18 protein-coding genes and 1 tRNA gene are annotated in these 22,544 nt (G+C 64.4%); 12 read left to right on the top strand and 7 right to left on the bottom strand.

The annotated features are described in order from the left end of the window. Positions 1 to 11: 11 nt before the first annotated feature. Positions 12 to 2,948, bottom strand: coding sequence for a hypothetical protein (locus tag C0V72_RS00930; RefSeq protein ID WP_101791329.1), 2,937 nt, complete (start codon positions 2,946 to 2,948; stop codon positions 12 to 14). Positions 2,949 to 3,197: 249 nt separating this feature from the next. Between C0V72_RS00930 and infA the strand changes: the two genes are divergently transcribed. The 7 genes from infA to C0V72_RS00965 all read left to right on the top strand — a co-directional run bounded on the left by infA (position 3,198) and on the right by C0V72_RS00965 (position 9,219). Further along, positions 3,198 to 3,443: a translation initiation factor IF-1 gene (gene infA, locus C0V72_RS00935; RefSeq protein WP_007163491.1), complete on the top strand. Its 246-nt coding sequence runs from the start codon at positions 3,198 to 3,200 to the stop codon at positions 3,441 to 3,443. A 15-nt stretch (positions 3,444 to 3,458) separates the two neighbouring features. After that, a complete protein-coding gene (locus C0V72_RS00940; RefSeq protein ID WP_101791330.1) occupies positions 3,459 to 4,031 on the top strand; it encodes a Maf family protein in 573 nt (190 codons plus the stop codon). Then, positions 4,024 to 4,995 carry a ribonuclease E/G gene (locus C0V72_RS00945; RefSeq protein ID WP_233999713.1) on the top strand — a complete coding sequence of 324 codons (972 nt, stop codon included), beginning with the start codon at positions 4,024 to 4,026 and terminating at the stop codon, positions 4,993 to 4,995. Before C0V72_RS00940 ends, C0V72_RS00945 begins: the two co-directional genes overlap by 8 nt. Further along, positions 4,992 to 5,177, top strand: a complete 186-nt coding sequence (locus C0V72_RS00950; protein ID WP_101791331.1) for a DNA gyrase inhibitor YacG — start codon at positions 4,992 to 4,994, stop codon at positions 5,175 to 5,177. The genes C0V72_RS00945 and C0V72_RS00950 overlap by 4 nt, the downstream gene beginning before the upstream one ends. 121 nt (positions 5,178 to 5,298) lie before the next feature. Next, a tRNA-Phe gene (locus tag C0V72_RS00955) sits at positions 5,299 to 5,373 on the top strand. Between the two features lie 40 nt (positions 5,374 to 5,413). Next, positions 5,414 to 6,217 carry a phosphoribosylaminoimidazolesuccinocarboxamide synthase gene (purC, locus tag C0V72_RS00960; RefSeq protein WP_101791332.1) on the top strand — a complete coding sequence of 268 codons (804 nt, stop codon included), beginning with the start codon at positions 5,414 to 5,416 and terminating at the stop codon, positions 6,215 to 6,217. A gap of 134 nt (positions 6,218 to 6,351) precedes the next feature. Next, entirely contained in the window at positions 6,352 to 9,219 is a 2,868-nt protein-coding gene (locus C0V72_RS00965) for a M16 family metallopeptidase (protein WP_324761505.1), read from the top strand. Between the two features lie 73 nt (positions 9,220 to 9,292). Here the strand turns inward: C0V72_RS00965 and C0V72_RS00970 are convergent, their stop codons facing one another. Beyond that, a complete protein-coding gene (locus C0V72_RS00970; RefSeq protein WP_101791334.1) occupies positions 9,293 to 11,503 on the bottom strand; it encodes a TonB-dependent receptor in 2,211 nt (736 codons plus the stop codon). 339 nt (positions 11,504 to 11,842) lie between these two features. On the opposite strand from C0V72_RS00970, the gene purS reads away from it, so the two are divergent. After that, entirely contained in the window at positions 11,843 to 12,109 is a 267-nt protein-coding gene (purS, locus tag C0V72_RS00975) for a phosphoribosylformylglycinamidine synthase subunit PurS (RefSeq protein ID WP_101791364.1), read from the top strand. Beyond that, complete coding sequence (gene purQ, locus C0V72_RS00980) at positions 12,109 to 12,798, top strand: phosphoribosylformylglycinamidine synthase subunit PurQ (RefSeq protein ID WP_101791335.1); 690 nt, start codon at positions 12,109 to 12,111, stop codon at positions 12,796 to 12,798. Before purS ends, purQ begins: the two co-directional genes overlap by 1 nt. A 32-nt stretch (positions 12,799 to 12,830) precedes the next feature. On the opposite strand, the gene C0V72_RS00985 is transcribed toward purQ, so the two are convergent. Both C0V72_RS00985 and glmS read right to left on the bottom strand, forming a co-directional pair. Then, positions 12,831 to 15,203, bottom strand: coding sequence for a putative bifunctional diguanylate cyclase/phosphodiesterase (locus tag C0V72_RS00985; protein ID WP_233999714.1), 2,373 nt, complete (start codon positions 15,201 to 15,203; stop codon positions 12,831 to 12,833). 49 nt (positions 15,204 to 15,252) lie between these two features. Then, positions 15,253 to 17,088, bottom strand: coding sequence for a glutamine--fructose-6-phosphate transaminase (isomerizing) (glmS, locus tag C0V72_RS00990; RefSeq protein ID WP_101791336.1), 1,836 nt, complete (start codon positions 17,086 to 17,088; stop codon positions 15,253 to 15,255). A 206-nt stretch (positions 17,089 to 17,294) separates the two neighbouring features. Here glmS and C0V72_RS00995 point away from each other — a divergent pair, with 206 nt between their 5' ends. Next, the gene (locus C0V72_RS00995) at positions 17,295 to 18,815 is read left to right on the top strand and encodes a CpaF family protein (protein WP_172438859.1); all 1,521 of its coding nucleotides are present in this window, start codon (positions 17,295 to 17,297) and stop codon (positions 18,813 to 18,815) included. Positions 18,816 to 18,967: 152 nt separating this feature from the next. Here C0V72_RS00995 and C0V72_RS01000 read toward each other — a convergent pair whose 3' ends face one another. Then, the gene (locus C0V72_RS01000) at positions 18,968 to 19,210 is read right to left on the bottom strand and encodes a hypothetical protein (RefSeq protein WP_101791337.1); all 243 of its coding nucleotides are present in this window, start codon (positions 19,208 to 19,210) and stop codon (positions 18,968 to 18,970) included. A 28-nt stretch (positions 19,211 to 19,238) separates the two neighbouring features. On the opposite strand from C0V72_RS01000, the gene C0V72_RS01005 reads away from it, so the two are divergent. Then, positions 19,239 to 20,198 (top strand): DMT family transporter, encoded by a 960-nt coding sequence (locus C0V72_RS01005; protein WP_233999715.1) that lies wholly within the window; start codon positions 19,239 to 19,241, stop codon positions 20,196 to 20,198. Between the two features lie 45 nt (positions 20,199 to 20,243). Next, positions 20,244 to 20,375 carry an entericidin A/B family lipoprotein gene (locus tag C0V72_RS01010; RefSeq protein WP_101791338.1) on the top strand — a complete coding sequence of 44 codons (132 nt, stop codon included), beginning with the start codon at positions 20,244 to 20,246 and terminating at the stop codon, positions 20,373 to 20,375. Here the strand turns inward: C0V72_RS01010 and C0V72_RS01015 are convergent. Both C0V72_RS01015 and C0V72_RS01020 read right to left on the bottom strand, forming a co-directional pair. Continuing rightward, entirely contained in the window at positions 20,372 to 20,974 is a 603-nt protein-coding gene (locus C0V72_RS01015) for a DUF938 domain-containing protein (protein WP_101791339.1), read from the bottom strand. The genes C0V72_RS01010 and C0V72_RS01015 overlap by 4 nt on opposite strands. After that, the gene (locus tag C0V72_RS01020) at positions 20,974 to 22,536 is read right to left on the bottom strand and encodes a long-chain-fatty-acid--CoA ligase (RefSeq protein WP_101791340.1); all 1,563 of its coding nucleotides are present in this window, start codon (positions 22,534 to 22,536) and stop codon (positions 20,974 to 20,976) included. The genes C0V72_RS01015 and C0V72_RS01020 overlap by 1 nt, the downstream gene beginning before the upstream one ends. Between the last annotated feature and the right edge of the window lie 8 nt (positions 22,537 to 22,544).

The raw sequence follows: 22,544 nt of genomic DNA on the forward strand, positions 1-22,544 counted from the left end.
GAGGTGCAGTCCTAGAACAGCTTTCTGAGATCGATCCCCAGATACAGCCCCAAGGGATCAATCACGAAAGGCTGGTAATTGATCGGCGTTTCCCCGGTGGAATCCCGCACCCGGCGCTGCGCATCGAACAGGTTGTCGGCCACCAGACTGACGCGGAAGTCCTTGAGGAAGCCTTCGTTCTTGCCCGTCACTTCGCCCATGTTGGCAAACACCCGCAGGTTGAAGGTGGCAATGTCGTCAAAGAACAGATCGCTGGCGCCGACCGCGCCATCAAGCCGCGTCGTGCCGGTGTAGATGCCCGACAGGCGGAAGCCCACGCCCTTGCCGAACAGACCCGCTTCCAGGCGGCTGGAATGGCGCGGCTGACCAAAGGCACTGGTCGCATCGCCATCGAGCTGATCGAGAGGCTGGAGGCCGGCGGCGATCAGGATTTCGTTCTGAAGCTCGATCGTGTGGGTCAGGTTGAAGAAATACCGCCAGCCGGAAAAGCTGCGCTGGGCCAGCGGATTGAACACCGGGGGCCCCGCAGGTGCGCCCCCGCCCGCTGCGGGCGCGCCGCCGCCCGCTGCCGGTCCGCCCAGCAGCGCCGGATCGAGACTGCAGATGCGCGTGCGCATTTCCGTCAGACGCGCAGGATCGATTGTGCCGTCGGCGCCGCGCAGGCGGGCCAGCATGGGCGCCAGACGGGCCGGATCGATACCGGGAAACTCGGCCGAGATATCCGCGCCGCTGTCGATGGCGGCCACCAGCTTTTCAAGGAAGGCCTGACCATCATCGGCGCACAGGCGCGCGCGGAAGGCCATGAACTGTTCGCGCTGCTCAGGCGTTGGTGCGGCCCCGCCGCCAAAGCCCATGCCGCCTGCCCGCGGCCCGCCCGGCCCGGCCGGAGGCGCGCCTGTGGTTGGGGGGGATGGTTGCGGTGCAGCCGCTGCCCCGCCGCCGCCACCGCCGCCGCCAAAGCGTCCACCGCCCGGCCCGCCTTGGCCTTCCGCCGGCGCGCCGATGCTGCCGTTGGTGGAAAAGGTAAACTGGATGCGGTCCGCCCGCGTCTCGGCAAAGCTGACAGAACGCCGGTCAACCGCGATCAGGCGGCCGATCTCACCCGGCGCTGCGGGCGCGCGCGTCACCCGTCCCGGGAACGCCGCTTCGATTGCAGAGGTGATCTGCGGAAAGGCGCTGACGACATCGTCCGACCGGTTGCGGATATATTCCACCGTCAGACGCGAATTGTCCCAGAACGGCAGTTCCCAGTTGGCAGCAAATTTCCAGTCCCGCTGCGTTTCCGCCACAAGATCGGGATTGCCGCCCGTGGTGACATCCGCCAGCACCGTCTCCCCGCGCACCAGATCGAACACCGGCACGTTCAGGTTGACGATTTGCGGATTGCCCAGCGCCGTCAGCCCCGGCGCCACTTCGCGCCAGATATAGGTTGCCGACAGATCCAGCCCGTCAACCGGCGTCCAGGTCAGCCCGGCGTTCCAATCGCCCAGCACGCCAAAATCGCTGAGGTCTTCGATGCCGGCTTGCAGGTTCAGCGTGAATGTCCCCAGCGCATCGGCGAATTCTTCGCGGGTGCTGGTCAGCGGCACCACCAGATTGGTCCCGGCCGAAAAGTTGCGCCGGGTCAGCGCCACATCGGTGGCCGAGCGCGTGTCCGCGCTTTCGATCCGCTGCCAATCGATCCCGATATCAAAGGTCGCCAGCAATTCGCCCGCCGGAAGGTTGCCGAGCGCGCCATTGAGCGTGGTCAGCGAGTTCCCGGCAATCGAGCGGCTGCGGGCAAGGTCGAACCCGTTGTCGGTGTTGGCGGGCAGCGGGCCATTGAGCGCCAGCGTGCCCGCCTGCGCCGCGTTCTGGAACACAGCCAATTGTTGCGCGGTCAGGCGTCGGTCGATTTCGGTCTCGGTCTCAGCCAGCGAACCATCGAACGTGCTGGTCAGGCGAAAGGCATTGATCGGCCTCGTCAGCGATCCCGCGGTCGAGACCGTATCGGTCGATGAACGCCGGGCGAGCGGCGTCTCCGCGCCGAAGGTGCGCACGGCATTGGCGCCGGTCGGCCCGGTCAGCAGCACGGTGTTCAGACCATCAAGGCTGCGGCTTTCGCTGCGCTCATAATTGAGGTTGGCGCTGAGCGATGTGCCGCTGTCGATGATCGCCTTGGCCCAGGCGACATTGGCTTCAAGACCGAAGGTATCGGCCAGCAGACTGCGGAAGCGCGCCGGATCGGGATCGCTCGCGGTGGTGGGGATTGAACCATCGGCCTGCGGGATGCCGCGTTCGTCCTCCGTCAGCAGCGTGGTGTCTTCCACCTGGATGCTGGCATTGATCCGCCCACCATCCGCGATCTTGAGCAGGCCCAGCTGTTGTTCGTTGCGCGAATAGCCGCCGCGCGAGGGCACCTCAAATTCAAGGTCGGCCTGTCGGTTGGAATAATTATCCTTGAGGATCAGATTGATAACCCGGCGATCAGGCGGAAAGCCGAACCGCTGGGCGACTTCTTCAGGGAACACCTCGACCCGCGCCAGCGCTTCGGGCGGATAGTTGGAGAACTCCCGGAAATTGCCGATCCGGATGCCATTGACGAGGATCACCGGCCCGCCGCCGCCCCCGCGCCCGCGCGCCGAGCCCGTGCGGGCGCTGATCTGCGCGATCAGATCGGTGATCGAGGTCACGCCCTCTGCGGCGATTGCGGTCTCATCAAGCTGAAGCAGCGGGGCCTGGTCCACGAACAGCTGACCGCGCAACCGGCCCGAGCGCACGATGATCTCGTTGCCATCGGCGGCAACATCGCTGGCAACCTCAGCCTCGTCTTCTTCGGTTTGCGCGGCAGGCTCGGGCTGGGGCTGGCTGGCTGCGCTCTCCTTGGCCGAAAGCGGGAAGGCAAGCGTCAGCGCAAAGGCACAGCAGCCGGCGCGCAAGCCGGCGCGGGAAAACGGGGAGAGGTTCATGGAGTCCCTTTTGATTGCAATTCGTCTGGCAGCGCGGCTTTTGCCGCTCCTGTCCGGCTGCGGTGGCGGCGCGGATTCGTGCCCACGAGATGCGCGTCATCCCCTGAACAGAACCTGCAAAGTCCCGCATAATCTGCACCTAACGCACGAGCCTTCCCTTTTGGTTCCCGCATCGCTAAAGCGCAGCCGCACATCGACGGGCGTATTGTGCGCCGCAACAGCTACACTCATCAAAGACAAAGGAATTTCATGGCCAAGGAAGAACTCCTCGAAATGCGCGGGCGCGTGGTTGAATTGCTGCCCAATGCGATGTTCCGGGTGGAGCTTGAAAACGGGCATGAAGTGCTGGGCCACACTGCGGGCAAGATGCGCAAGAACCGCATCCGCGTGCTGGTGGGCGACGAAGTGCTGTGCGAGCTGACGCCCTACGACCTCACCAAGGCGCGCATCACCTATCGCTTCATGCCGGGTCGCGGCGGCCCCGGCCCGCAATAATTGGCTGCGGCCCGCATGGGCGCGGCGCACCTGACACTGGCATCGGCATCTCCCCGGCGGCGCGAGCTGCTGGGGCGGCTTGGCCTTGTGCCGGACGCGGTCATCCCGGCCGATATCGATGAGACGCCTCTGAAGGGCGAACTTCCCCGCGCCTATGCCTTGCGCATGGGCCGCGAAAAGGCGCTGGCTGTTGATGCCCCCGGCCACGTGCTGGCGGGTGACACCGTGGTCGCCGTAGGCCGGCGGATCCTGCCCAAGACCGAGACCGCCGCCGAAGCGCGCGCTTGCCTTGAACTGATGAGCGGGCGGCGCCATCAGGTGCTCACCAGTGTCGTTCTGCGCGCCAGCGATGGAACGTTGCGCGAACGGCTCAATGAAACCGTGGTGCACTTCAAGCGCTTGTCCGAGCAGGAAATCGCAGACTATCTTGCGGGCGGCGATTGGCAGGGCAAGGCCGGCGGCTATGCCATCCAGGGCGCGGCAGAGGGTTTGATCCAGTGGATCAGAGGCAGCCATTCAGGGGTGATGGGCCTGCCATTGTACGAAACGCGCGCGCTGCTTAAGGCAGCGGGGTTTCCCATTGCCTGAACTGACAGGGCCTGAATGGCTGATCGAAGAAGGTATCGGCGAGCTCCGGGCCTTGCTGATCGCAGGCGAACAGGTGCTGGCAGCGCAGGTGTGGTGGCCCGGAGAACTGCGCGCAGGACAGGCCGCGCGCGGCAAGCTGACCGGGAAACTGAAAGGCTCCCGGCGCGGGGTGGCGCTGCTGGACGGCGGCAGCGAGGCGCTGATCGATCACCTGCCGCCGCAGGCAACCGAGGGCCAGACCCTCGACCTTGTCATCACCCGCGCTCCTATCGCCGAACGCGGGCGATTGAAGCGGGCGCAGACGCGCGTCGCCGGGCCTGACACCCCGGCCCTGCGCCCGGCGTTCCCGCAAGGGCAGACCGTGCGCCGCTTTCCGCCTGGATTGTGGGAGGAGGTGTGGCACGCTGCCTCCAGCGCCCGTCTCGACTTTTCAGGCGGCGAAATTCTCGTCAGCGTCACCCCGGCCATGACGGTGATCGATATCGACGGCATCGGCGCCCCGCGCGAGGTCGCGCTTGCCGCGGTCCCTGCCATTGCCCGCGCGCTGCGATGGTTCGACCTTGGCGGCAATATCGGGATCGATTTTCCCACTCTGTCCGACAAGACCGATCGCCGCGCGGTGGACGAGGCGCTCGGCGCGGCGCTGAGCGGCTGGCCGCATGAACGCACCGCCATGAACGGCTTCGGCTTTGTCCAGCTGGTCGCGCGGCTGGAAGGCCCTTCGCTGCTGCACCGATTCGCCACATCGCGCGTCGGCAGTTGCGCGCGGCTGGCGCTGCGCCTGGCCGAACATGCCGAGGGCCACGGCCCGGTGCTGGAATTGCGCGTACACCCCGCATTGCAGGCCAAGCTCAAGCCCGAATGGCGCGATGAACTGGCGCGGCGGACAGGACGGCTGGTGCGGATCGCAACCGATCCCGGCCTTGCGCTCGAAGCGCCCAGCGCCCAAATCCTTGGCGCATGACCACCAAGCCCAAGCCCTGCCCGATATGCCGCAAAGCCCGGTCCGAGCAATTCCACCCCTTCTGTTCGCAGCGCTGCAAGGACCGCGATCTGGCGCGCTGGTTTTCCGATTCCTACGCCGTGCCCGGCCCCCCTGCCGATCCCGACGAACTGGCGCAAGACAGCTGGCGCGAGCAGGATTGATGCGCCGATACAAAAGGGCGGATAAAACCCCCTTGCCAACCCTCTCTGCCTTCGCCATAGGGCCGCTCTCATTTGCTCGCCGGGGCAGCCAATTGGCTCCACCCCGTCGCTCGCAGCGAATGCCCGAGTAGCTCAGGGGTAGAGCAGCGGATTGAAAATCCGCGTGTCGGTGGTTCAAATCCGCCCTCGGGCACCATTCGCTAAACGCCGAAAGGCGAGCTGGGAGTGCTGTTCCAATGTCCCGCCGAACCAAGATCTACGAAGGCAAGGCCAAGATCCTTTATGAGGGTCCGGAACCCGGCACGCTCATCCAGTATTTCAAGGATGATGCGACCGCCTTCAATGCCGAGAAAAAAGGCACGATCAACGGCAAGGGCGTGATCAACAACCGCATCAGCGAGCATGTGTTCACGCGCCTCGCCCATATCGGCATCCCCACCCACTTCATCCGCCGCCTCAACATGCGCGAGCAACTGATCCGGCAGGTCGACATCATTCCGCTGGAAGTGGTGGTGCGCAACGTGGCGGCCGGCTCAATCAGCAAGCGCCTCGGCATCGAAGAGGGCGAACCCCTGCCCCACACCTTGATCGAATATTACTACAAGGACGATGCACTGGGCGATCCGCTGGTGGCCGAGGAACACATCGCCTGCTTCAACTGGTGCACCAACGAAGAGATGCACGACATTTCCTCGATGGCGATCCGCATCAACGATTTCATGTGCGGGATGTTTGCCGCGATCGATATCCGGCTGGTCGACTTCAAGCTGGAATTCGGGCGGCTTTACGACGGCGATTACAGCCGCGTGATTCTGGCAGACGAAATCAGCCCCGATGGCTGCCGGTTGTGGGACATGAACACCGGCGAAAAGCTCGACAAGGACCGTTTCCGCCGCGATCTGGGCGGCGAGGAAGAAGCCTATCGTGAAGTCGCGCGCCGGCTCGGCCTGCTGAATGGCGAGGACAATGGCCCGGGCGAGGTGTTCGACCTGTCGCACGCCCGTTCGCGCCTGCGCGGGCCGCCGCCGCTCAAGAAATAGCGCCGCCGCCGCATCATCGGCTGCGCGAATTATGCTGACAGGCGCCGTTCAGGCCGTAATCTCCACAAGATGGCGATGCGAGCAGGAGCGGTTTGAAAACAATGCGAAGGCACACGTTTGCCGCCGTCCGCTGGGTGGCCGTATCCGCACTTGCGCTCGCCGCGCCGCTGGCCGCACAGGACGAAACCCCGGCAACACCCGCCGCAGCAGACACTGCGCAATCTGCTGCGCCGGTCTGGGCATTCGAGACCAGCGACGTGCCGGTCGACACCGATTACACCTTCGGACGGCTCGATAACGGGCTGCGTTACATCATCCGCCGCAACGCCACCCCGGCTGGCACCGCGCTGGTAAGGCTGCGGATCAACACCGGCGCGCTGGCCGAAACCGATGCCGAGCGCGGGCTGTCGCACTATCTTGAACACATGGCCTTCAACGGATCGAAGGGCATCCCCGAAGGCGAGATGATCAAGCTGCTCGAACGCGAGGGGCTGGCTTTCGGCGCGGATACCAATGCGTCGACCGGGTTTGAAAACATCACCTATATGCTCAATCTGCCGCGCAACGATGAAGCGCTGCTGGGCACGGCGCTGATGCTGATGCGCGAAACGGCGAGCGAGCTGACCATCGCGCCGGACGCTGTGGAGCGCGAACGCGGGATTATTCTGGCCGAGCGGCGCGACCGCGCGGGCTTCCAGCAGCGCAATTTTGAAGACAACGTCGCCTTTCTTGCGCCCGGCGCGCATTATGCCAACCGCATGCCGATTGGCACGCTGGAGGTGCTGGAAACTGCCACCGCCGACCAAATCCGCAGTCTCTACGAACGGACCTATACGCCTGAAAACGCCGTGCTGGTGGTGGTCGGCGATTATCCGGTCGCCGTGGTCGAAGCCGCGATCCGCGCCCGCTTTGCCGATTGGGCGCCCGCCCCTGCCCCGGCCAAACCACGGGCCGGACCGATTGATCCAGAACGCAAGGGCTTGACCGATATCCACCTTGATCACGCCCTGTCCGAAAGCGTGACCATCAGCCGGCTGGCCCCGTGGCGCGACGAGCCCGATACGCTTGCGGCGCGCCGCGCCAGCCGGCTGCGCGCGGTCGGCTATGGCATCATCAACCGCCGCCTCGCCCGGTTGGCGCGCGGCGCTGATGCGCCATTTCGCAGTGCCAGCTTCAGTTCGGGCGACATCTTTGAAGATGCCCGCATCACCAGCCTCAGCGTCAACAGCACCGACGGCGCATGGCGCGCAGGCGTGCTGGCCGCGGTGCGCGAGGTGAATCAGGCGCTGACCTATGGCTTCACGCAGGCCGAAGTCGACGAGCAGCTGGCCAACATCCGCACGGCGCTGGAAAACGGCGTGAAATCGGCCGGCACGCGCAGCAACGCCGTGTTTGCAGGCGGAGCGCTGGCTCTGGTCAGCGACAAGCGTGTGCCCACCACGCCCGATTGGTCGCTGGCCTCCTTTGAGGAGCAGGCGCCCGCTATCACGCCCGAAGCGGCATGGCAGGCCGTGCTGGCCGATGCCGCGCCGCTGGCAGAGCCGCTGATCCGGTTTGAAGGGCGCAGGCTTCCCGATGGCGGTGAGACCGGCTTGCGCAGCGCCTTTGCCGATGGGCTGGCCTTGCCTATCGCTCCGCCCGCCAGCAACGGCCCGCTTGCCTTTGGCTACAGCGATTTCGGCCCGGCGGGAACGGTGGTGTCCGACGTCGTGGACGAGCGCCTCGGCCTGCGCAAAATCCGCTTTGCCAACGGCGTGCGCCTTACGCTCAAGCGAACCGATGTGCGCAAGGACCGGATTGCGTTTTTGCTGGCGGTGGACGGCGGCGATCTGATGAACACCGCCGATGCGCCGCTGCGCACCTATCTTGCCGGCTCGCTCGCGGCAGGCGGGCTTGGAAAGCACTCCCAGGATGAACTGGCGAGCGTGCTGGCCGGACGCAGCGTCAGCTTTGAACTGGCCAGCGGCACCGACGCCTTCACCGCATCAGCCGTCACCACCCCGCGCGACCTGCTGACACAAATGCAGGTGCTCGCCGCCACCCTCACCGATCCGGGCTACCGGCCCGAGGGGGTGGAGCGGTTCCGCAAGGGGATCGACAATTTCTTCAACACATTGGACGCGACCCCTGCCCGCGCGCTGTCAACGGCGATCGGCGGGATCCTGTCGGGCAATGACCCGCGTTTTTCACTGCTGCCCAAAGCGGATTTTCTCGCACTGGATTATGCGCAGCTGCGCGCCGCCATCACCGACCGCCTGACCGGCGGCGCGATTGAGCTGGCGCTGGTCGGCGATCTTGACGAGGCGCAAGCGATTGCGGCGGTTGCCGCCACGCTAGGCGCGCTGCCGCCGCGTGAACAAGCCTTCAACCCGCGCACCGAGAACCGCATTCGCCCGTTCACGGCGCAGCGCGGCCAGCACATCATCACGCACAAGGGCGAGCCCGATCAGGCGCTGCTGCAATGGGTCTGGCCCACTACGGACGACAGCGATCTTGGCGAAACGCTGCGGCTTGATCTGCTGGCGCGGATTGTGCGGCTGCAACTGACCGATCGCTTGCGCGAAGATCTGGGGCAGGCCTATTCGCCGTCGGCCCGGTCTGCCGCCAGCCATATCTACCCCGGCTACGGCACCTTCTCGATCAGCAGCGCCGTTGCCGCCGATCAGGTCGCGGTCACGCAGGCTGCTGTGCAAAGCCTGCTGGCCGATCTGCGCAAAGGCCCGGTCGATCCCGACCTGATCGATCGCGCGCGCAAGCCCTATCTTGAAGAATATGCCAATCTGCTCAAGGATCTGGGCGGTTGGCTTGGGCTGGCGGCCCGCGCGCAGAGCGAACCGGCGCAGCTCGATCGGTACTTTGCAGCGCCCGGCCTGATGACGGCCATCACGCCTGAAGACCTGCATCAGACCGCGCTGAAATACCTGGCCCCCGGCAGCGCCGTTGAATTCGTGGTCGTGCCGGAAGCATCCGCGCCTCAGACCGCGCCCCAGACGCCAGAATAACGGCAACCGGCAAGCTCCCCGCCTGCCGGTTCCGGTTGGTGCCCATGCCCCGGCTAGCGGGGCACGCGCAGCCTTAATACTTCAGACCGACCATCACCCCGATCACGCGCGGTTCGTTGACGAAGACGGTGTTGTTGTTGAAGTCGATCGCGCCAAGGACATTGTCCTCATCGGTGATGTTGCGCGCGAAGGCGGCGAGTTCCCACTGACCATCGCTGCCCGAATAACCGACCTTCAGACCGCCCTCAAACCGGCTGCCCGCGTTGAATTCGCGGCTTTCGTACAGCAGGAAGTTGGTTTCCCCGAGATAGACCCAGTCGGTGAAGATGAAGAACTCACCCGAATTGCCGACCGGAATGCCATAACGCGCGGTCAGATCGCCACTCCATTCGGGCGCATTGGGGAAGGGGTTGCCATCAATCAGCGCGCGGCGATTTCCGCCGATCAGACGGGTCGGGTCGGTCACGGTGCACTGCGCACAAACGCCGACGGCGAGGTTCGAATCCTGGATCTCGGTGCTGTTGTAAGCAACACCAAGGGTCACGAGGAACTGCGGCGAAATCTGGAACGCGCCGTCAAATTCGACGCCGTAAGCCTCACCCTTGTTGGCATTGATCAGCTGGACGAGGTTGCCCGCCCCGCCAACGGCCGTGAACTGCGGATCTTCCACGGTGTAGTAATAGACCGCACCGTTCAGGCGCACGCGGCGATCGGCCAGCTCGCTCTTGAAGCCGACTTCGTAGGAGGTGATGTTCTCCGACTGCGCGACCGAGGGGGCTGCGAAGAAGGCGACATCGCGGCCCTGAATCGTCGGCCCGCGGAACGAGTTGGCGACCTTGGCATAGACGCTCGCGTCCTCGGACAGGTCGGCGAACAGGCTGATGTCCCAATCGAACTGGTCGTCCTGCACGCTGCGCGGCTGCGGCGCGGCGCCCGAACGGACGAAGAAGTCCTTCTGATCATCGGTGTAGCGGATGCCGCCGGTGGCGCGCAGGGTATCGGTCAGCTGGTAGGAAACCTGACCGAACAGCGCCCATGCCTCGTTGGTGTGATTGACCGTGACCGGCGGTGGGAAGGTGAAGCCGATCGTGGTGACATCGAAATCGCTCTCGAAATAGAAGCCGCCGATCTGCCAGCTGAGCGGGCCTTCCCCGTTCGAGGCAAGGCGCACTTCCTGCGTGGTCTGTTCAAGATCGATCGAATCCTGCGTATCGGACGGGAACGGGATGAAGCCCGGCCCGGTGACAAGGTTGCCCCCGTCCACATCGCCGCGGCTTGATCCCTTGCTGGTCCAGTGGCTGGTGATCGAGGTCAGCGTTGCGCCGTCAAACTCATGCGCTGCGGTCAGTGTCGCGCCGACCTGTTCGTAGTTCGCCCGGTTGCCGCCGCCCGCGTCATAGGACACCCGGTCGCGGTCGTAATTGGCGTTCAGCCGGTTGTTGCCCGGCCCGACCGCGTTGGCGCGGAAGAAAGTCGATGAACCATCAAGATCGCGGTAATTGACCGCGGCCAGGATGCTCGTCCGCTCGCCCGGGGTCAGCAGCAGCTGCCCGCGCATGGCGAAATCGGTGTAGCCGCCGAGCGAATCCTCACGGCCGGTAAAGTCGTTGCTGATCCAGTTGCTGCGGCGCTGAAGCTGCGAGGAAACGCGGAACGCCAGCACGTCGCCGATGATCGACCCGCCGACGGCGGTGTTCAGCGATGCGGTGTTGTAGCTGCCCAGCGACAGCGATCCCGATGCGGTGGTATCATGGCCCGGCTTGACCGAATCGATCTTGACGATGCCGGCCGGGGTGTTGCGGCCAAACAGCGTGCCTTGCGGACCGCGCAGCACTTCGACCCGCTCGACATCGAAGATCGGGAAGCTTTTGAGGGTGACGTTCTCCATCACGACATCGTCAAGGATCACCGAGACCGGCTGCGATGCGGCGAGATCGAAATCCGTGTTGCCAAGCCCGCGAATATAGAAGCGCGGCGCCACGCGGCCATTGGAGCTTTCGACATTGAGGCCCGGCGCCGTGCCCGCCAGCGCCGTGATGTCGGCCGCGCCGCTGAAAATGGCGCCGATCCGGTCAGCATCAAGAATATCGGCGGACACGGCCACGTCCTGAAGATTTTCCTCGCGGCGGTTGGCGGTCACGATGATGGTGGCCAGCTGGCCTTCGGTATCATCGGTCGCTGCGGTGTCCTGCGCGCTCGCTGGGGCCGCAAGGCCGAACACCGCAGCGGCGAGCATGGTTGAACCGGCACAAGCGGCACGAAACGCGGAAAAACGGTAAGACATCGGATAGCTCCCTAGTCTGAACGGAGGGTCTGGGCGGAGAGGGTAAAGGTATTTGCAGGTATCGACCGCGCGGTGGCAGGTTCGCCCGATTCGCGCGAGCCGTCACAGCGTCATTGCGGTGCGCAGAGGCTGCGGCAGCGCCGTTCTTGCCGTCGCTGTTGCAGCAAGGTTACAAACATGGGTCAATTCCTGACCGGGGTGTGACCGTCGCGGCAGAGCGCCGGGAAACTGCCCACCGTGAACAAGCCGCATCACGATGATTGCGAATGCGGGCCGGGACGCTATAGCGGCGCCGCGGCAGCGCCGAGCCCGCGGCGCGAGACAATGGAGCATCAGGCCATGCAAGTGCGCGTTCTTGTCCGATTGAAACCCGGCGTGCTCGATCCGCAGGGCCGCGCCGTGCACCATGCGCTCGAAGGGCTCGGCTTTGCGGGCGTTGAAGATGTGCGGATCGGACGTTTGATCGAACTCGATGTGGCCGATGGCACCGATCGCGCCGCGATCACGGCCATGTGCGAAAAGCTGCTGGCCAACACCGTGATCGAAAGCTTCACGATTGAAACCGATGGCGAAACCGCCGGCCAAACCGCCGGAGCGCAAGGCTGATGGCTTTCCGGGCGGCGGTCATCACCTTCCCCGGCTCCAACTGCGACCGGGACATGGCCTCAGCGCTGGAAGCGGTGTCGGGCCAGCCGGCGATCCGGGTGTGGCACGGCGATGCCGATTTGCCATCCGGCCTCGATCTCATCGCGCTGCCGGGCGGGTTTTCTTACGGCGATTACCTGCGATCAGGCGCGATGGCGGCAACCAGTCCGATCATGCGCGCGGTGGTGGCGGCTGCGGATCGCGGCGTGCCGGTGCTGGGTGTGTGCAACGGCTTCCAGGTCCTTACCGAAGCGCGGCTGCTTCCGGGCGCGCTGCTGCGCAATGCGGGGCAGCGCTTTATCTGCCGCACCGTGGCGCTGACGGCCGAAAACACCGCTTCGCTGTTCACGTCCGCCTACACGCAGGGCGAAACCATCCGCATCCCGGTCGCGCATCATGACGGCAATTACTACGCCGATGCCGACACGCTCGACCGGATCGAAGGCGAAGGCCTGGTGGCCTTCCGCTATGCGGAAAGCTGCAACGGTTCGGCGCGTGATATTGCCGGGGTGCTGAGCGCTAATGGCCGGGTGCTGGGAATGATGCCGCATCCTGAACGTGCCATCGAACCGGCGGCAGTCCCCGCGCTGGGCGGGCATGACGGTCGCCGTCTGTTCGAGAGCATTCTTGCGCAGCTGACCACCGCCTGATCTTGCCAGCCTGATCTTTTCGGCCTGCGCGTTCAGGCGCGCAGTTCCCGGGCGATATGGAACAGCTTGCGCGCATCTTCAGCGGGCATCGGACGACCGAAATAAAAGCCCTGAATCTTGTCGCAGCCAAGATTGCGGATCAGTTCGGCTTCCTCGGCCGTCTCCACCCCTTCAGCGGTGGTGGTCATCTTCAGGCTCTTGGCCATGGCAACCACGGCGTTGATGATGGCGAGGCTTTCGGCGCTGTCCTGCGCGGCGCCCTGCACAAATGTCCGATCAACCTTGATGGTCGAGAACTTGAGCTTGCGCAGATACCCAAGCGATGAATAGCCGGTCCCGAAATCATCCAGCGCCACCGAACAGCCAAGCGCCATAACCTGTTCAAGCGCGCTGCGGGCAATGCTGGCATCGCGCAGGAAAATGCTTTCGGTCACTTCCACTTCCAGCCTGTCCGGCCTGAGGCCCGTGGCAGCCAGGGCCTGCACCACCTCTTCGTGGAAACCCGGTTCCAGCAGCTGTTCGGGCGAGACGTTGACATTGACCTTGATGTGATCGGGCCAGTGGCGCGCTTCTTCGCAAGCCTTGCGAATCACCCATTGGCCGATCGGCACGATCAGGCGCGTATCTTCTGCCAGCGGGATGAACTTGGCCGGGCTGACAAATCCGTGATCGGCGCTGTTCCAGCGCACCAGCGCCTCGAAACTCACCACGGCATGACTGCGGGCATCAACCACCGGCTGATAATGCAGCACCATTTCGTCAAGGCTGAGAGCTTTTCTCAGCGAGACTTCAAGCTGGCGGCGCTCTTCGGCGGATGCGTGCAGCACCGGCTCGAACACGCAATGGTCGCCCCCGCCGCTATCCTTGGCGCGGTACAGCGCCAGATCGGCGTTGCGCATCATTTCTTCAACGGTGATGCCATCGCGCGGGCCTTCGGCGGAGCCGACGCTCGCGCCGACATACAGCGTATGGTGGTCAATCTGATAGGGCTCGGACAAGCGTTCGATAACGCGCTGGGCCAGATCGCCGATGACGCCGGGCGCGCTGGCTTCGCGGATGACGATGGCAAATTCATCGCCGCCCAGCCGCCCGCACAGCTGGTTTTCGCCCATCAGCGATTGCAGCCGCGCTGATACCTGCGCCAGCAGCTTGTCGCCGGTCATATGGCCCAGCGAATCGTTGACGGCCTTGAACCGGTCGAGATCGACCATCAGCAACGCGCAGCGCGTGCGCCACTGCGCCGCGTAACGCAGCGCCTCGCCCAGCGCTTCAGTCAGTTGCAAGCGGTTGGGCAGTTGGGTCAGCGTATCGTACCGCGCGAGATAGGCGATCTTTTCGGAAGACTTGCGCTGTTCGGTCACGTCCGATCCGACTCCGCGATACCCGGTAAAGCGGCCCTGATCGTCGCGCATCGGTGTGCCCGAAAGCTCCCACCAGCGCTCTTCCCCAAGGATGGAGACCTGCACCAGAATATTCGAGAAGTTTTCGCGGTTCTTCAGCCGCTCGGCCAGATCGTGGAGGCTGGGGGGAAATTGTCCGCTCGCCCAGGTCTGTCCCGCCACCATTTCCAGCAGCGGCTTGCCTTCGATATCGGCCTGCGAGCGCCCGAGCGCAAAGGCAAAACGCGGGGACACCGCGCGCAGTTTGCGGGCCGGGTCGATTTCCCACAGCCAGTCAGCCTCGTTCTCCTCAAACTCGCGCAGCAGCATCGAAACCACTGCCTCCTTTTCCACCAGAGAGGCTTCAGCCAGCCGCCCTTTGAGGAAAATTGTGCGGACCTGAATGGTCGCAACCAGGCTTGTGATGGTGAACAAGGTCATGCCGGACATGGCGTGCCACTGCGCCTCCAGCCCCAGCGACAGCATCGCACCAGAACCGAGAATACTGATATAAATCAGAACACTCAGCGGTGAAGTGGAAAAGACGAAGGTTGATCCGATCATGATCGACATCACGACCAGCAACAGCATGGTGGCCTGTGCCCCGTCTGCCAGCCACGGGAACAGCAGCAAGGCCGTAACCCAGCACAGCGCCGAGGCTACCGCATAAAGGTTCTGCAAATGCGCCAGAGTGGCATGGGGGCCGTATGATCCCGGATCGACCAGCATCATGTCGGTCTGGCGCGACTTGGTGAGCACAATAGCCAGCGCCCCGGCCCACAAACCAACAATCAACCAGCCAATCAGCGGGATGAACACCGAAGCGACAAAGACGATAACCAGCGCATTGGCGAGCATCCGGTTGCGGCTGGCCCGGGCCAGTTCGGAAAATTCGTCACCCCGCAGACGCGCCGGATCAAACGCCGGATTGCGCGACAGGCCGAGGACATCGGCGATCGGCAAGTCGGCCGGAAGCGCCGGCGGGGGAGAGGCACGCAGTTTTACCACCGCGCCAGCGTAACCCAAAATGGTTAGGCAGCAGTAAAGCTCTGGCCCAAAAGCCTGAAGGCGCGGGTTATTCGACCGTCACCGACTTGGCGAGATTGCGCGGCTGATCGACGTCGGTGCCTTTGACCACGGCGACATGATAGGCCAGCAACTGCACCGGCACGGCATAGACCAGCGGCACGATCAGCGGGTGCACCACCGGCATTTCGATCGTGGCGATGCAGCCCTCACCCGCTTCGGCAATGCCTTGCGCGTCGGAAATCAGCACCACCTGCCCGCCGCGCGCGCGCACCTCCTCCATGTTGGAGACGGTCTTTTCGAACAACGGCCCCGAAGGCGCGATCACCACCACTGGCACCGCGTCGTCGATCAGCGCGATGGGCCCGTGCTTCATCTCGCCAGCGGCATAGCCCTCGGCATGGATATAGCTGATTTCCTTCAGCTTCAGCGCCCCTTCCAACGCCAGCGGATAATCCTGCCCGCGCCCCAGATACAGCACATCGCGCGCCGGGGCGATCAGCGGGGCCATGGCGGCAATGTCTTCATCATGCGCCAGCGCGGCGTTCAGTGCGGCCGGCGCTTCGAGCAGATGACGCACGATCTCGGCCTCCTGCTCGCGGCTGAGGCGGCCCTTTTTCACCGCCATATGCGCCGCCAGCGCGGCGAGCACGGCCAGCTGGCAAGTGAACGCCTTGGTAGAGGCGACCCCAATTTCCGGCCCGGCGTGGGTCGGCAGCAGCAGGTCAGCCTCACGCGCCATGGTGCTGGTCGGCACGTTGACGACCACACCGATCGTCTGGCCGTTGGCCTTGCAATGGCGCAGCGCGGCCAGCGTGTCTGCCGTCTCCCCGCTCTGCGAGATAAACAGCGCCAGCCCGCCATCTTCCAGCACCGGATTGCGGTAGCGGAACTCGGACGCGACATCGATATCCACCGGCACGCGGGCGAATTGTTCGAACCAGTATTTTGCCACCATCCCGGCATAAAAGCTGGTGCCGCAGGCGACGATGGTCAGGCGGCGGATGGCGGAAAGGTCGAAATCGATCTGCGGCAGCGCCACCGAATTGTCCGACCGGCGCAGGTAGGAGGCAAGCGTTTGCGCCACCACGGTGGGCTGCTCGAAGATTTCCTTCTGCATGAAGTGGCGGTAATTGCCCTTCTCCACCGCGGCCGCCGATGCGCCCGATGCGCGGATTTCGCGGTTCACGGGATTGTTGTCGGCATCGTAAATCTGGGCGGCGTCGCGCCGCAGCACCACCCAGTCGCCTTCCTCAAGATAGGCGATGCGCTGGGTCAGCGGGGCCAGCGCCAGTGCGTCAGACCCGAGATACATTTCCGCCTCAGCGCCTTCAGGCCCGTACCCCAGCACCAGCGGCGAGCCGAGGCGCGCGCCGATCAGCAGATCGGGATGCTGGCGGAAGGCAATCGCCAGCGCAAAGGCGCCGCGCAGCCGCGGCAGGATAGCCCGCACCGCTGCGACCGGATCGGCCCCGCCCTCAACCTCGGCCGAAATCAGATGGGCGACCACCTCGCTGTCGGTCTCGCTTTCGAACACGCGGCCTGTCGCCGCCAGTTCGCTGCGCAGTTCCTTGAAGTTTTCGATGATGCCATTGTGAACGATGGCCACTTCGCCAGTCGCATGGGGGTGCGCATTGGCAGCGGTGGGCGCGCCGTGCGTGGCCCAGCGGGTATGCGCAATCCCGACATGGCCCGGCGCCGGATCAGCCGCCAGCACGGTAACGAGGTTCGCCAGCCGGCCTTCTGCGCGCCGCCGCACCAGCGCACCATCATGGAGCGTGCAGATCCCGGCACTGTCATAGCCGCGATATTCCATGCGCCTCAGCCCATCGACCAACCGGTCGGCGACGCTGCTATTGCCCACGATCCCGATGATGCCGCACATTCGCCTGGCTGCTCCGTTAGTGACGTTGGTTCTGCTATACCCCCGCTCTAGCCGCGCCGGCTTTAACAGCAACCCCCCGATCACGCTGGTTTTGGCAGGCTTAGGGAAATAACAACCTTTCCTGCCTATTCACCATTCTTCGTGACGCACCTTTCGTACCCGCGGGGCGAAGGGTGCCAATGGTTTGGGACCCTTGGGGGCTTGGAATGAGCGCATTCGGCAAAAAGGGCAATGCAGATGGGATGAAGCCGGGTGCACGCCCTGCTTTTGGTGTCGCACGGCCAATGAAAGGCGCAGGGGCAGCCCCGCGCGGCGGGGAGCAGTTTCCACCGATCCCGGGCGAGGTGGCAGCGTCAAAGCCCGCGCCTTCGGGCATGTCCCGGCCTGCGACCACGTCAGAGGCCATCGACCGCCTCAACGAACGCATGGCTGCGGTCAACGAGTCCAATTCCGAAGTCGGCGGCTTTGAAGCCAGCGTCCACAAGATCAAGGAACAGGTGCTCCCGCGCCTGCTCGAACGCGTCGATCCCGAGGCGGCAGCGACCCTTTCCAAGGAGGAGCTCTCCGAGGAATTCCGCCCGATCATCATGGAAGTGCTGGCCGAGCTGAAGGTCACGCTGAACCGGCGCGAACAATTCGCGCTGGAAAAGGTGCTGATCGACGAGCTGCTCGGCTTCGGCCCTCTGGAAGAATTGCTGAACGATCCCGACGTGTCCGATATCATGGTCAACGGCCCGGATCAGACCTACATCGAAAAGAAGGGCAAGCTGACGCTCGCCCCGATCCGCTTCCGCGATGAACAGCACCTGTTCCAGATCGCCCAGCGGATCGTGAATCAGGTCGGCCGCCGCGTCGACCAGACCACGCCGCTGGCTGACGCCCGCTTGAAGGACGGTTCGCGTGTGAACGTGATCGTGCCGCCGCTCAGCTTGCGCGGCACCGCGATCTCGATTCGTAAGTTTTCCGAAAAGCCGATCACCATCGACATGCTGCGCGACTTCGGGTCGATGTCTGACAAGATGGCGACCGCGCTGAAAATCGCCGGCGCGTGCCGGATGAACATCGTGATCTCGGGCGGTACGGGTTCGGGGAAAACCACCATGCTCAACGCCCTGTCGAAAATGATCGACCCGGGCGAGCGCGTGCTGACGATCGAAGACGCGGCCGAACTTCGCCTGCAGCAGCCGCACTGGCTGCCGCTCGAAACCCGCCCGCCGAACCTTGAAGGCCAGGGCGCCATCACCATCGGCGACCTTGTGAAGAACGCCCTGCGTATGCGCCCGGACCGCATCATCCTCGGGGAAATTCGCGGCGCGGAATGTTTCGACCTGCTGGCCGCGATGAACACCGGTCACGATGGTTCGATGTGTACGCTCCACGCCAACAGCCCGCGCGAATGCCTTGGCCGTATGGAAAACATGATCCTGATGGGCGACATCAAGATCCCCAAAGAAGCCATCAGCCGCCAGATCGCCGAATCGGTCGACCTGATCGTGCAGGTGAAGCGTCTGCGCGACGGTTCGCGCCGCACCACCAACATCACCGAGGTGATCGGGATGGAAGGCGATGTGATCGTGACCCAGGAGCTGTTCAAGTTCGAATATCTCGACGAGACCGACGACGGGAAGATCCTCGGCGAATTCCGCGCCTCGGGCCTGCGCCCCTACACGCTGGAAAAGGCGCGGCAGTTCGGCTTCGATCAGGCGTATCTTGAGGCCTGCCTCTGACGAGGCAGGCGCTATCGGCCCCTCCGGGCCGATAGCTGCGGCCTAACCGGCCGGCGGCCGTGCAGGTGTGCTTCGCACGTCTGCGCCTTCGGCTTCGACTCCGGCCTTGCGAACCCTTTGGGTTCGTTCGGCGCACGCCGCCAAGGTTGTGCCTAGTTCCCCCCGATCACCGCCGGCAAGCTCATCGCCAGACATCCGCCGCCCAGCAGCGCGGCGAGCATGAACAGGCCTGTCCACGGCACCCAGCCGACCTCTTCCAGTCGCGCCAGATCGCGGCTTTTGGCGCGGCGCCGCTCCATCAGCGCGGCAAAACCGGCAAAAACCCACAGACCTGCGCCTGCCGCTGCCAGCTGCGCAGCGTCGCTCAACAGTTCGAATTGGGCAACAATATCCATTGGCCGCCCATGTAGGCAGAGGCACGGCTTGCGCAACCCGCAGCGCTGGGCCAAGCCGCTGGTGATGGATGGCTCAATCGCCCGGCCCCGCCCCCTGCTCGCGCTTGGCGTCCGCTTGCTGGCCGCCTTTGCGCTGGCGACGATGGGCATGCTGGTCAAGCTGGCCGGGGAGCGCGGCGCGCATCTGATCGAGCTGATCTTCTGGCGGCAATTGCTCACTGTGGTCCTGCTGGGCGCAGGCCTGACGCTGACCGGCAATCTTGCCATGCTGAAGACGCAGCGCCTGCCCGCCCATGCTCGGCGCGCGGCCGCAGGGCTGTTCGGGATGATCTTCACCTACGGCGCAGTGCTGCTGCTGCCCTTGGCTGAGGCCACCACGCTGAGCTTTACCGCGCCGGTCTTTGCCGTGCTGATCGCCATCATCCTGCTACAGGAACGGATTGGCCCCTACCGCTGGGGCGCGGTGGGTATGGGATTTGCCGGCGTGATTGTGGTAATGCAGCCGTTTTCCGGCCTTCACGAAGGCGTGACGCTGGCCGGTGTGGCCGTGGGTCTGGTCGCGCCTTTCATGGTCGCGCTCATCAGCTTTCAGTTGCAGGATCTCAACACCACCGAAAACCCGTGGAGCATTGTCTTCTGGTTCGCCGCGCTGACCACGCCCGTCGCAGCCCTTGCCCTGCCCTTCGTGATCGCGGGCCACGATCCGGTCACCTGGGCGCTGATCCTGGGGATGGGCCTTGTGGGGGCGGCAGCGCAAATGTTGCTGACCACCTCGCTGCGCTTCGGCTCGGCCGCGGTGATCTTGCTGATGGATTACACCGCGTTGCTATGGGCCAGCTTCTATGGTTTTTATGTTTTCGACCAAGCCGCGCCGGCGAGCCTGTGGCTTGGCGCGCCGTTGATTATCGCTGCCGGATTGCTGATCGCATGGCGCGAACGGCAATTGGCCAAAGCAAGACGCGTCGCTTCAGCCGCAAGTCAGGAATAGGCGTGCAGGCATCGGCCTTGAACGTAAGATAAAGGAGCCACCATCATGATTCGCAAGACCATCACACTCGCTGCCCTTGCTGCCCTTTCGCTGAGCGCTGCGGCGTGCAACACCGTCAAAGGCGTGGGCGACGATATCAAGTCGGTTGGCCGCGCGGGCGAGCGTGCGATCGACTAAATCCGCCTGTAAACCAGCATGATGTTATTGGCTGGCAAGGCATGGCGCGCGGTGCGGGCCATGCCTTGTGCGGCTGCGAGCGCATCCAGTTGTTCAGCATCGCGCAGCCCCCAGCGCGGATCGCGCGTCTTCAGACTGGCATCGAAGTCGAGATTGGACGGCGCGGTTGCGACGCCCTGCTCAAGAAACGGGCCATAAAAAATCAGTGGCCCGGTGCCTTTGCCCAATAATCGGGCAGCACCCCGGAAAAGCCCGAGGGTCGCCTCCCAAGGGCTGATATGGACCATGTTGATGCACAAAATTGCAGCAGCTTGGGCCACCGGCCACGCTTCGGGCAAAGCGGCATCAAGCATCACGGGTGCAAGCAGGTTCGTGCCGGGATAGTCTTCCCGATAGGCCGCGATGGACGCCAATGCCTCGGCCGAAGGGTCGGTCGGCTGCCATGTCAGCGCGGGGAAAGCTGCGGCAAAGAACACCGCATGTTCCCCTGTGCCTGCCGCAATTTCGACCACCGTGCCAGCAGGCGGCAGCTCGCGCGCCAGCACTTGGGCAATCGGCTCGCGGTTGCGCAAGGTGGCCGGGGCATGCTGTTTGGCCATCACGATACCTGCCGTTCCTGCCCTTCCCAATAAGGTGCGCGCAATTCGCGGCGCAGGATCTTGCCGCTGGCATTGCGCGGCATCACCGGGATCACATCGACGCTTTTGGGGGCCTTGAACGCCGCGATCCGCTCCCGCGCCCAGGCGATGACATCGGCTTCGTCCACTGCGTGCCCCGGCTTGACGACGACGCAGGCCTTGACCTCCTCGCCCCACTTGGCGCTCGGCACGCCAATCACCGCAACCTCGGCGATGGCGGGGTGGCCATAGATCGCGCTTTCGACCTCGGCGGGATAGACGTTCTCGCCGCCCGAGATGATCATGTCCTTGATGCGGTCCTGGATATAGACGTAGCCATCGTCGTCCATCACGCCCGCGTCCCCGGTGTGCAGCCAGCCATCGGGATCGATGGTCTTGGTGGTCGCTTCGGGAAGCCGCCAGTACCCCGGCGTGTTGGTGGGCGACAGGATGCAGACCTCACCGATTTCGCCGCGCGGCACCTCCACGTTGTCGGGCCCGCGCACTTCGATTTCGACACCGGGGCAGGCCTTGCCAGCCGAGCGCATCCGCTGGTTGCCTTCAAGGCTGTGATCTTCGGGCGGCAGGATCGAGATGGTGCCGGCCGTCTCGGTCATGCCATAGGCTTGCAGGAACTTGGTCGTCGGCATCGTGCGCACCGCTTCTTTCAGCAATTCCAGCGGCATGGGCGCGGCGCCATACATCAGGTATTTGAGATTGCTGAAATCGGTCGTCGCGGCGCGCGGGTGCTGGATAACCATCTGGAGCGCAGCCGGCACGATGAACATGTGCGTTGCCCCCGCCTCGATCGCTTCCAGCACGCCGACCGGCGAAAACTCCGCCTGCACCAGTGATCGCACGCCGTTGGCAATCGCGATATTCACCAGCCCCGTGCCCCCGATATGCGCGCAGGGCATCGCGACGAGCATGCAATCGCCCGGCTCGTAGAACTGCCAGTCCAGCCCCGCCGCATTGCCCGCATTCCTCAGGCCGAGCAGGTTCGTATTGGTCAGCATCGCGCCTTTGGGGTTGCCGGTCGTGCCCGATGTGTAGAGCTGCAAAACAGGGTCATGCGGGCCGGGCGGCGTATAGTCCGCCGGGTCGAATCCGCCCGCCGCCGTGCGCGCGGCCTCGGCCTCGATCACTTCGGGATTGGCCGGAACTTCGCTTGCGACGCTGTGAGCGGTGGCCACAAACTCCGCATCGGCAAACAGCAGCTTGGCTTCGGTATCACCGAGGATATAGGCGATCTCGCGCGGGGCGAGCCGCCAGCCGATCGGCACCATCACCGCACCCATGCGCGCCGCTGCGATATAGAGCAGGAAATAGATATCGCGGTTCTTGCCCAGCCACGCGATCCGGTCCCCTGCTGCAATCCCGCGCGCCTGCAAGAGCGCGATCAATTGGCGGGTAAGCACATCGGCCTCGGCATAGGTGGTAACCCGCCCATCCTGATCGAAGGCCAGGCCATCAGGCCGCGCCTTCGCCCAGAAATGCAGACACGCATCAAAGGTCTGGTGATCGTGATAGGCGTTGTTCGCCATGGCCGTGC

This window comes from Porphyrobacter sp. TH134, assembly GCF_002855495.1.
Taxonomy (GTDB): Bacteria; Pseudomonadota; Alphaproteobacteria; order Sphingomonadales; family Sphingomonadaceae; genus Erythrobacter.

Coding starts and splice junctions, on each gene's coding strand:
- C0V72_RS01010 (WP_101791338.1), top strand. CDS start 20,244: ATGATTCGCAAGACCATCACACTCGCTGCCCTTGCTGCCCTTTCGCTG.
- C0V72_RS01015 (WP_101791339.1), bottom strand. CDS start 20,974: ATGGCCAAACAGCATGCCCCGGCCACCTTGCGCAACCGCGAGCCGATT.
- C0V72_RS00940 (WP_101791330.1), top strand. CDS start 3,459: ATGGGCGCGGCGCACCTGACACTGGCATCGGCATCTCCCCGGCGGCGC.
- purC (WP_101791332.1), top strand. CDS start 5,414: ATGTCCCGCCGAACCAAGATCTACGAAGGCAAGGCCAAGATCCTTTAT.
- C0V72_RS01020 (WP_101791340.1), bottom strand. CDS start 22,536: ATGGCGAACAACGCCTATCACGATCACCAGACCTTTGATGCGTGTCTG.
- C0V72_RS00930 (WP_101791329.1), bottom strand. CDS start 2,948: ATGAACCTCTCCCCGTTTTCCCGCGCCGGCTTGCGCGCCGGCTGCTGT.
- purS (WP_101791364.1), top strand. CDS start 11,843: ATGCAAGTGCGCGTTCTTGTCCGATTGAAACCCGGCGTGCTCGATCCG.
- purQ (WP_101791335.1), top strand. CDS start 12,109: ATGGCTTTCCGGGCGGCGGTCATCACCTTCCCCGGCTCCAACTGCGAC.
- C0V72_RS00950 (WP_101791331.1), top strand. CDS start 4,992: ATGACCACCAAGCCCAAGCCCTGCCCGATATGCCGCAAAGCCCGGTCC.
- C0V72_RS01000 (WP_101791337.1), bottom strand. CDS start 19,210: ATGGATATTGTTGCCCAATTCGAACTGTTGAGCGACGCTGCGCAGCTG.
- glmS (WP_101791336.1), bottom strand. CDS start 17,088: ATGTGCGGCATCATCGGGATCGTGGGCAATAGCAGCGTCGCCGACCGG.
- infA (WP_007163491.1), top strand. CDS start 3,198: ATGGCCAAGGAAGAACTCCTCGAAATGCGCGGGCGCGTGGTTGAATTG.
- C0V72_RS00995 (WP_172438859.1), top strand. CDS start 17,295: ATGAGCGCATTCGGCAAAAAGGGCAATGCAGATGGGATGAAGCCGGGT.
- C0V72_RS00970 (WP_101791334.1), bottom strand. CDS start 11,503: ATGTCTTACCGTTTTTCCGCGTTTCGTGCCGCTTGTGCCGGTTCAACC.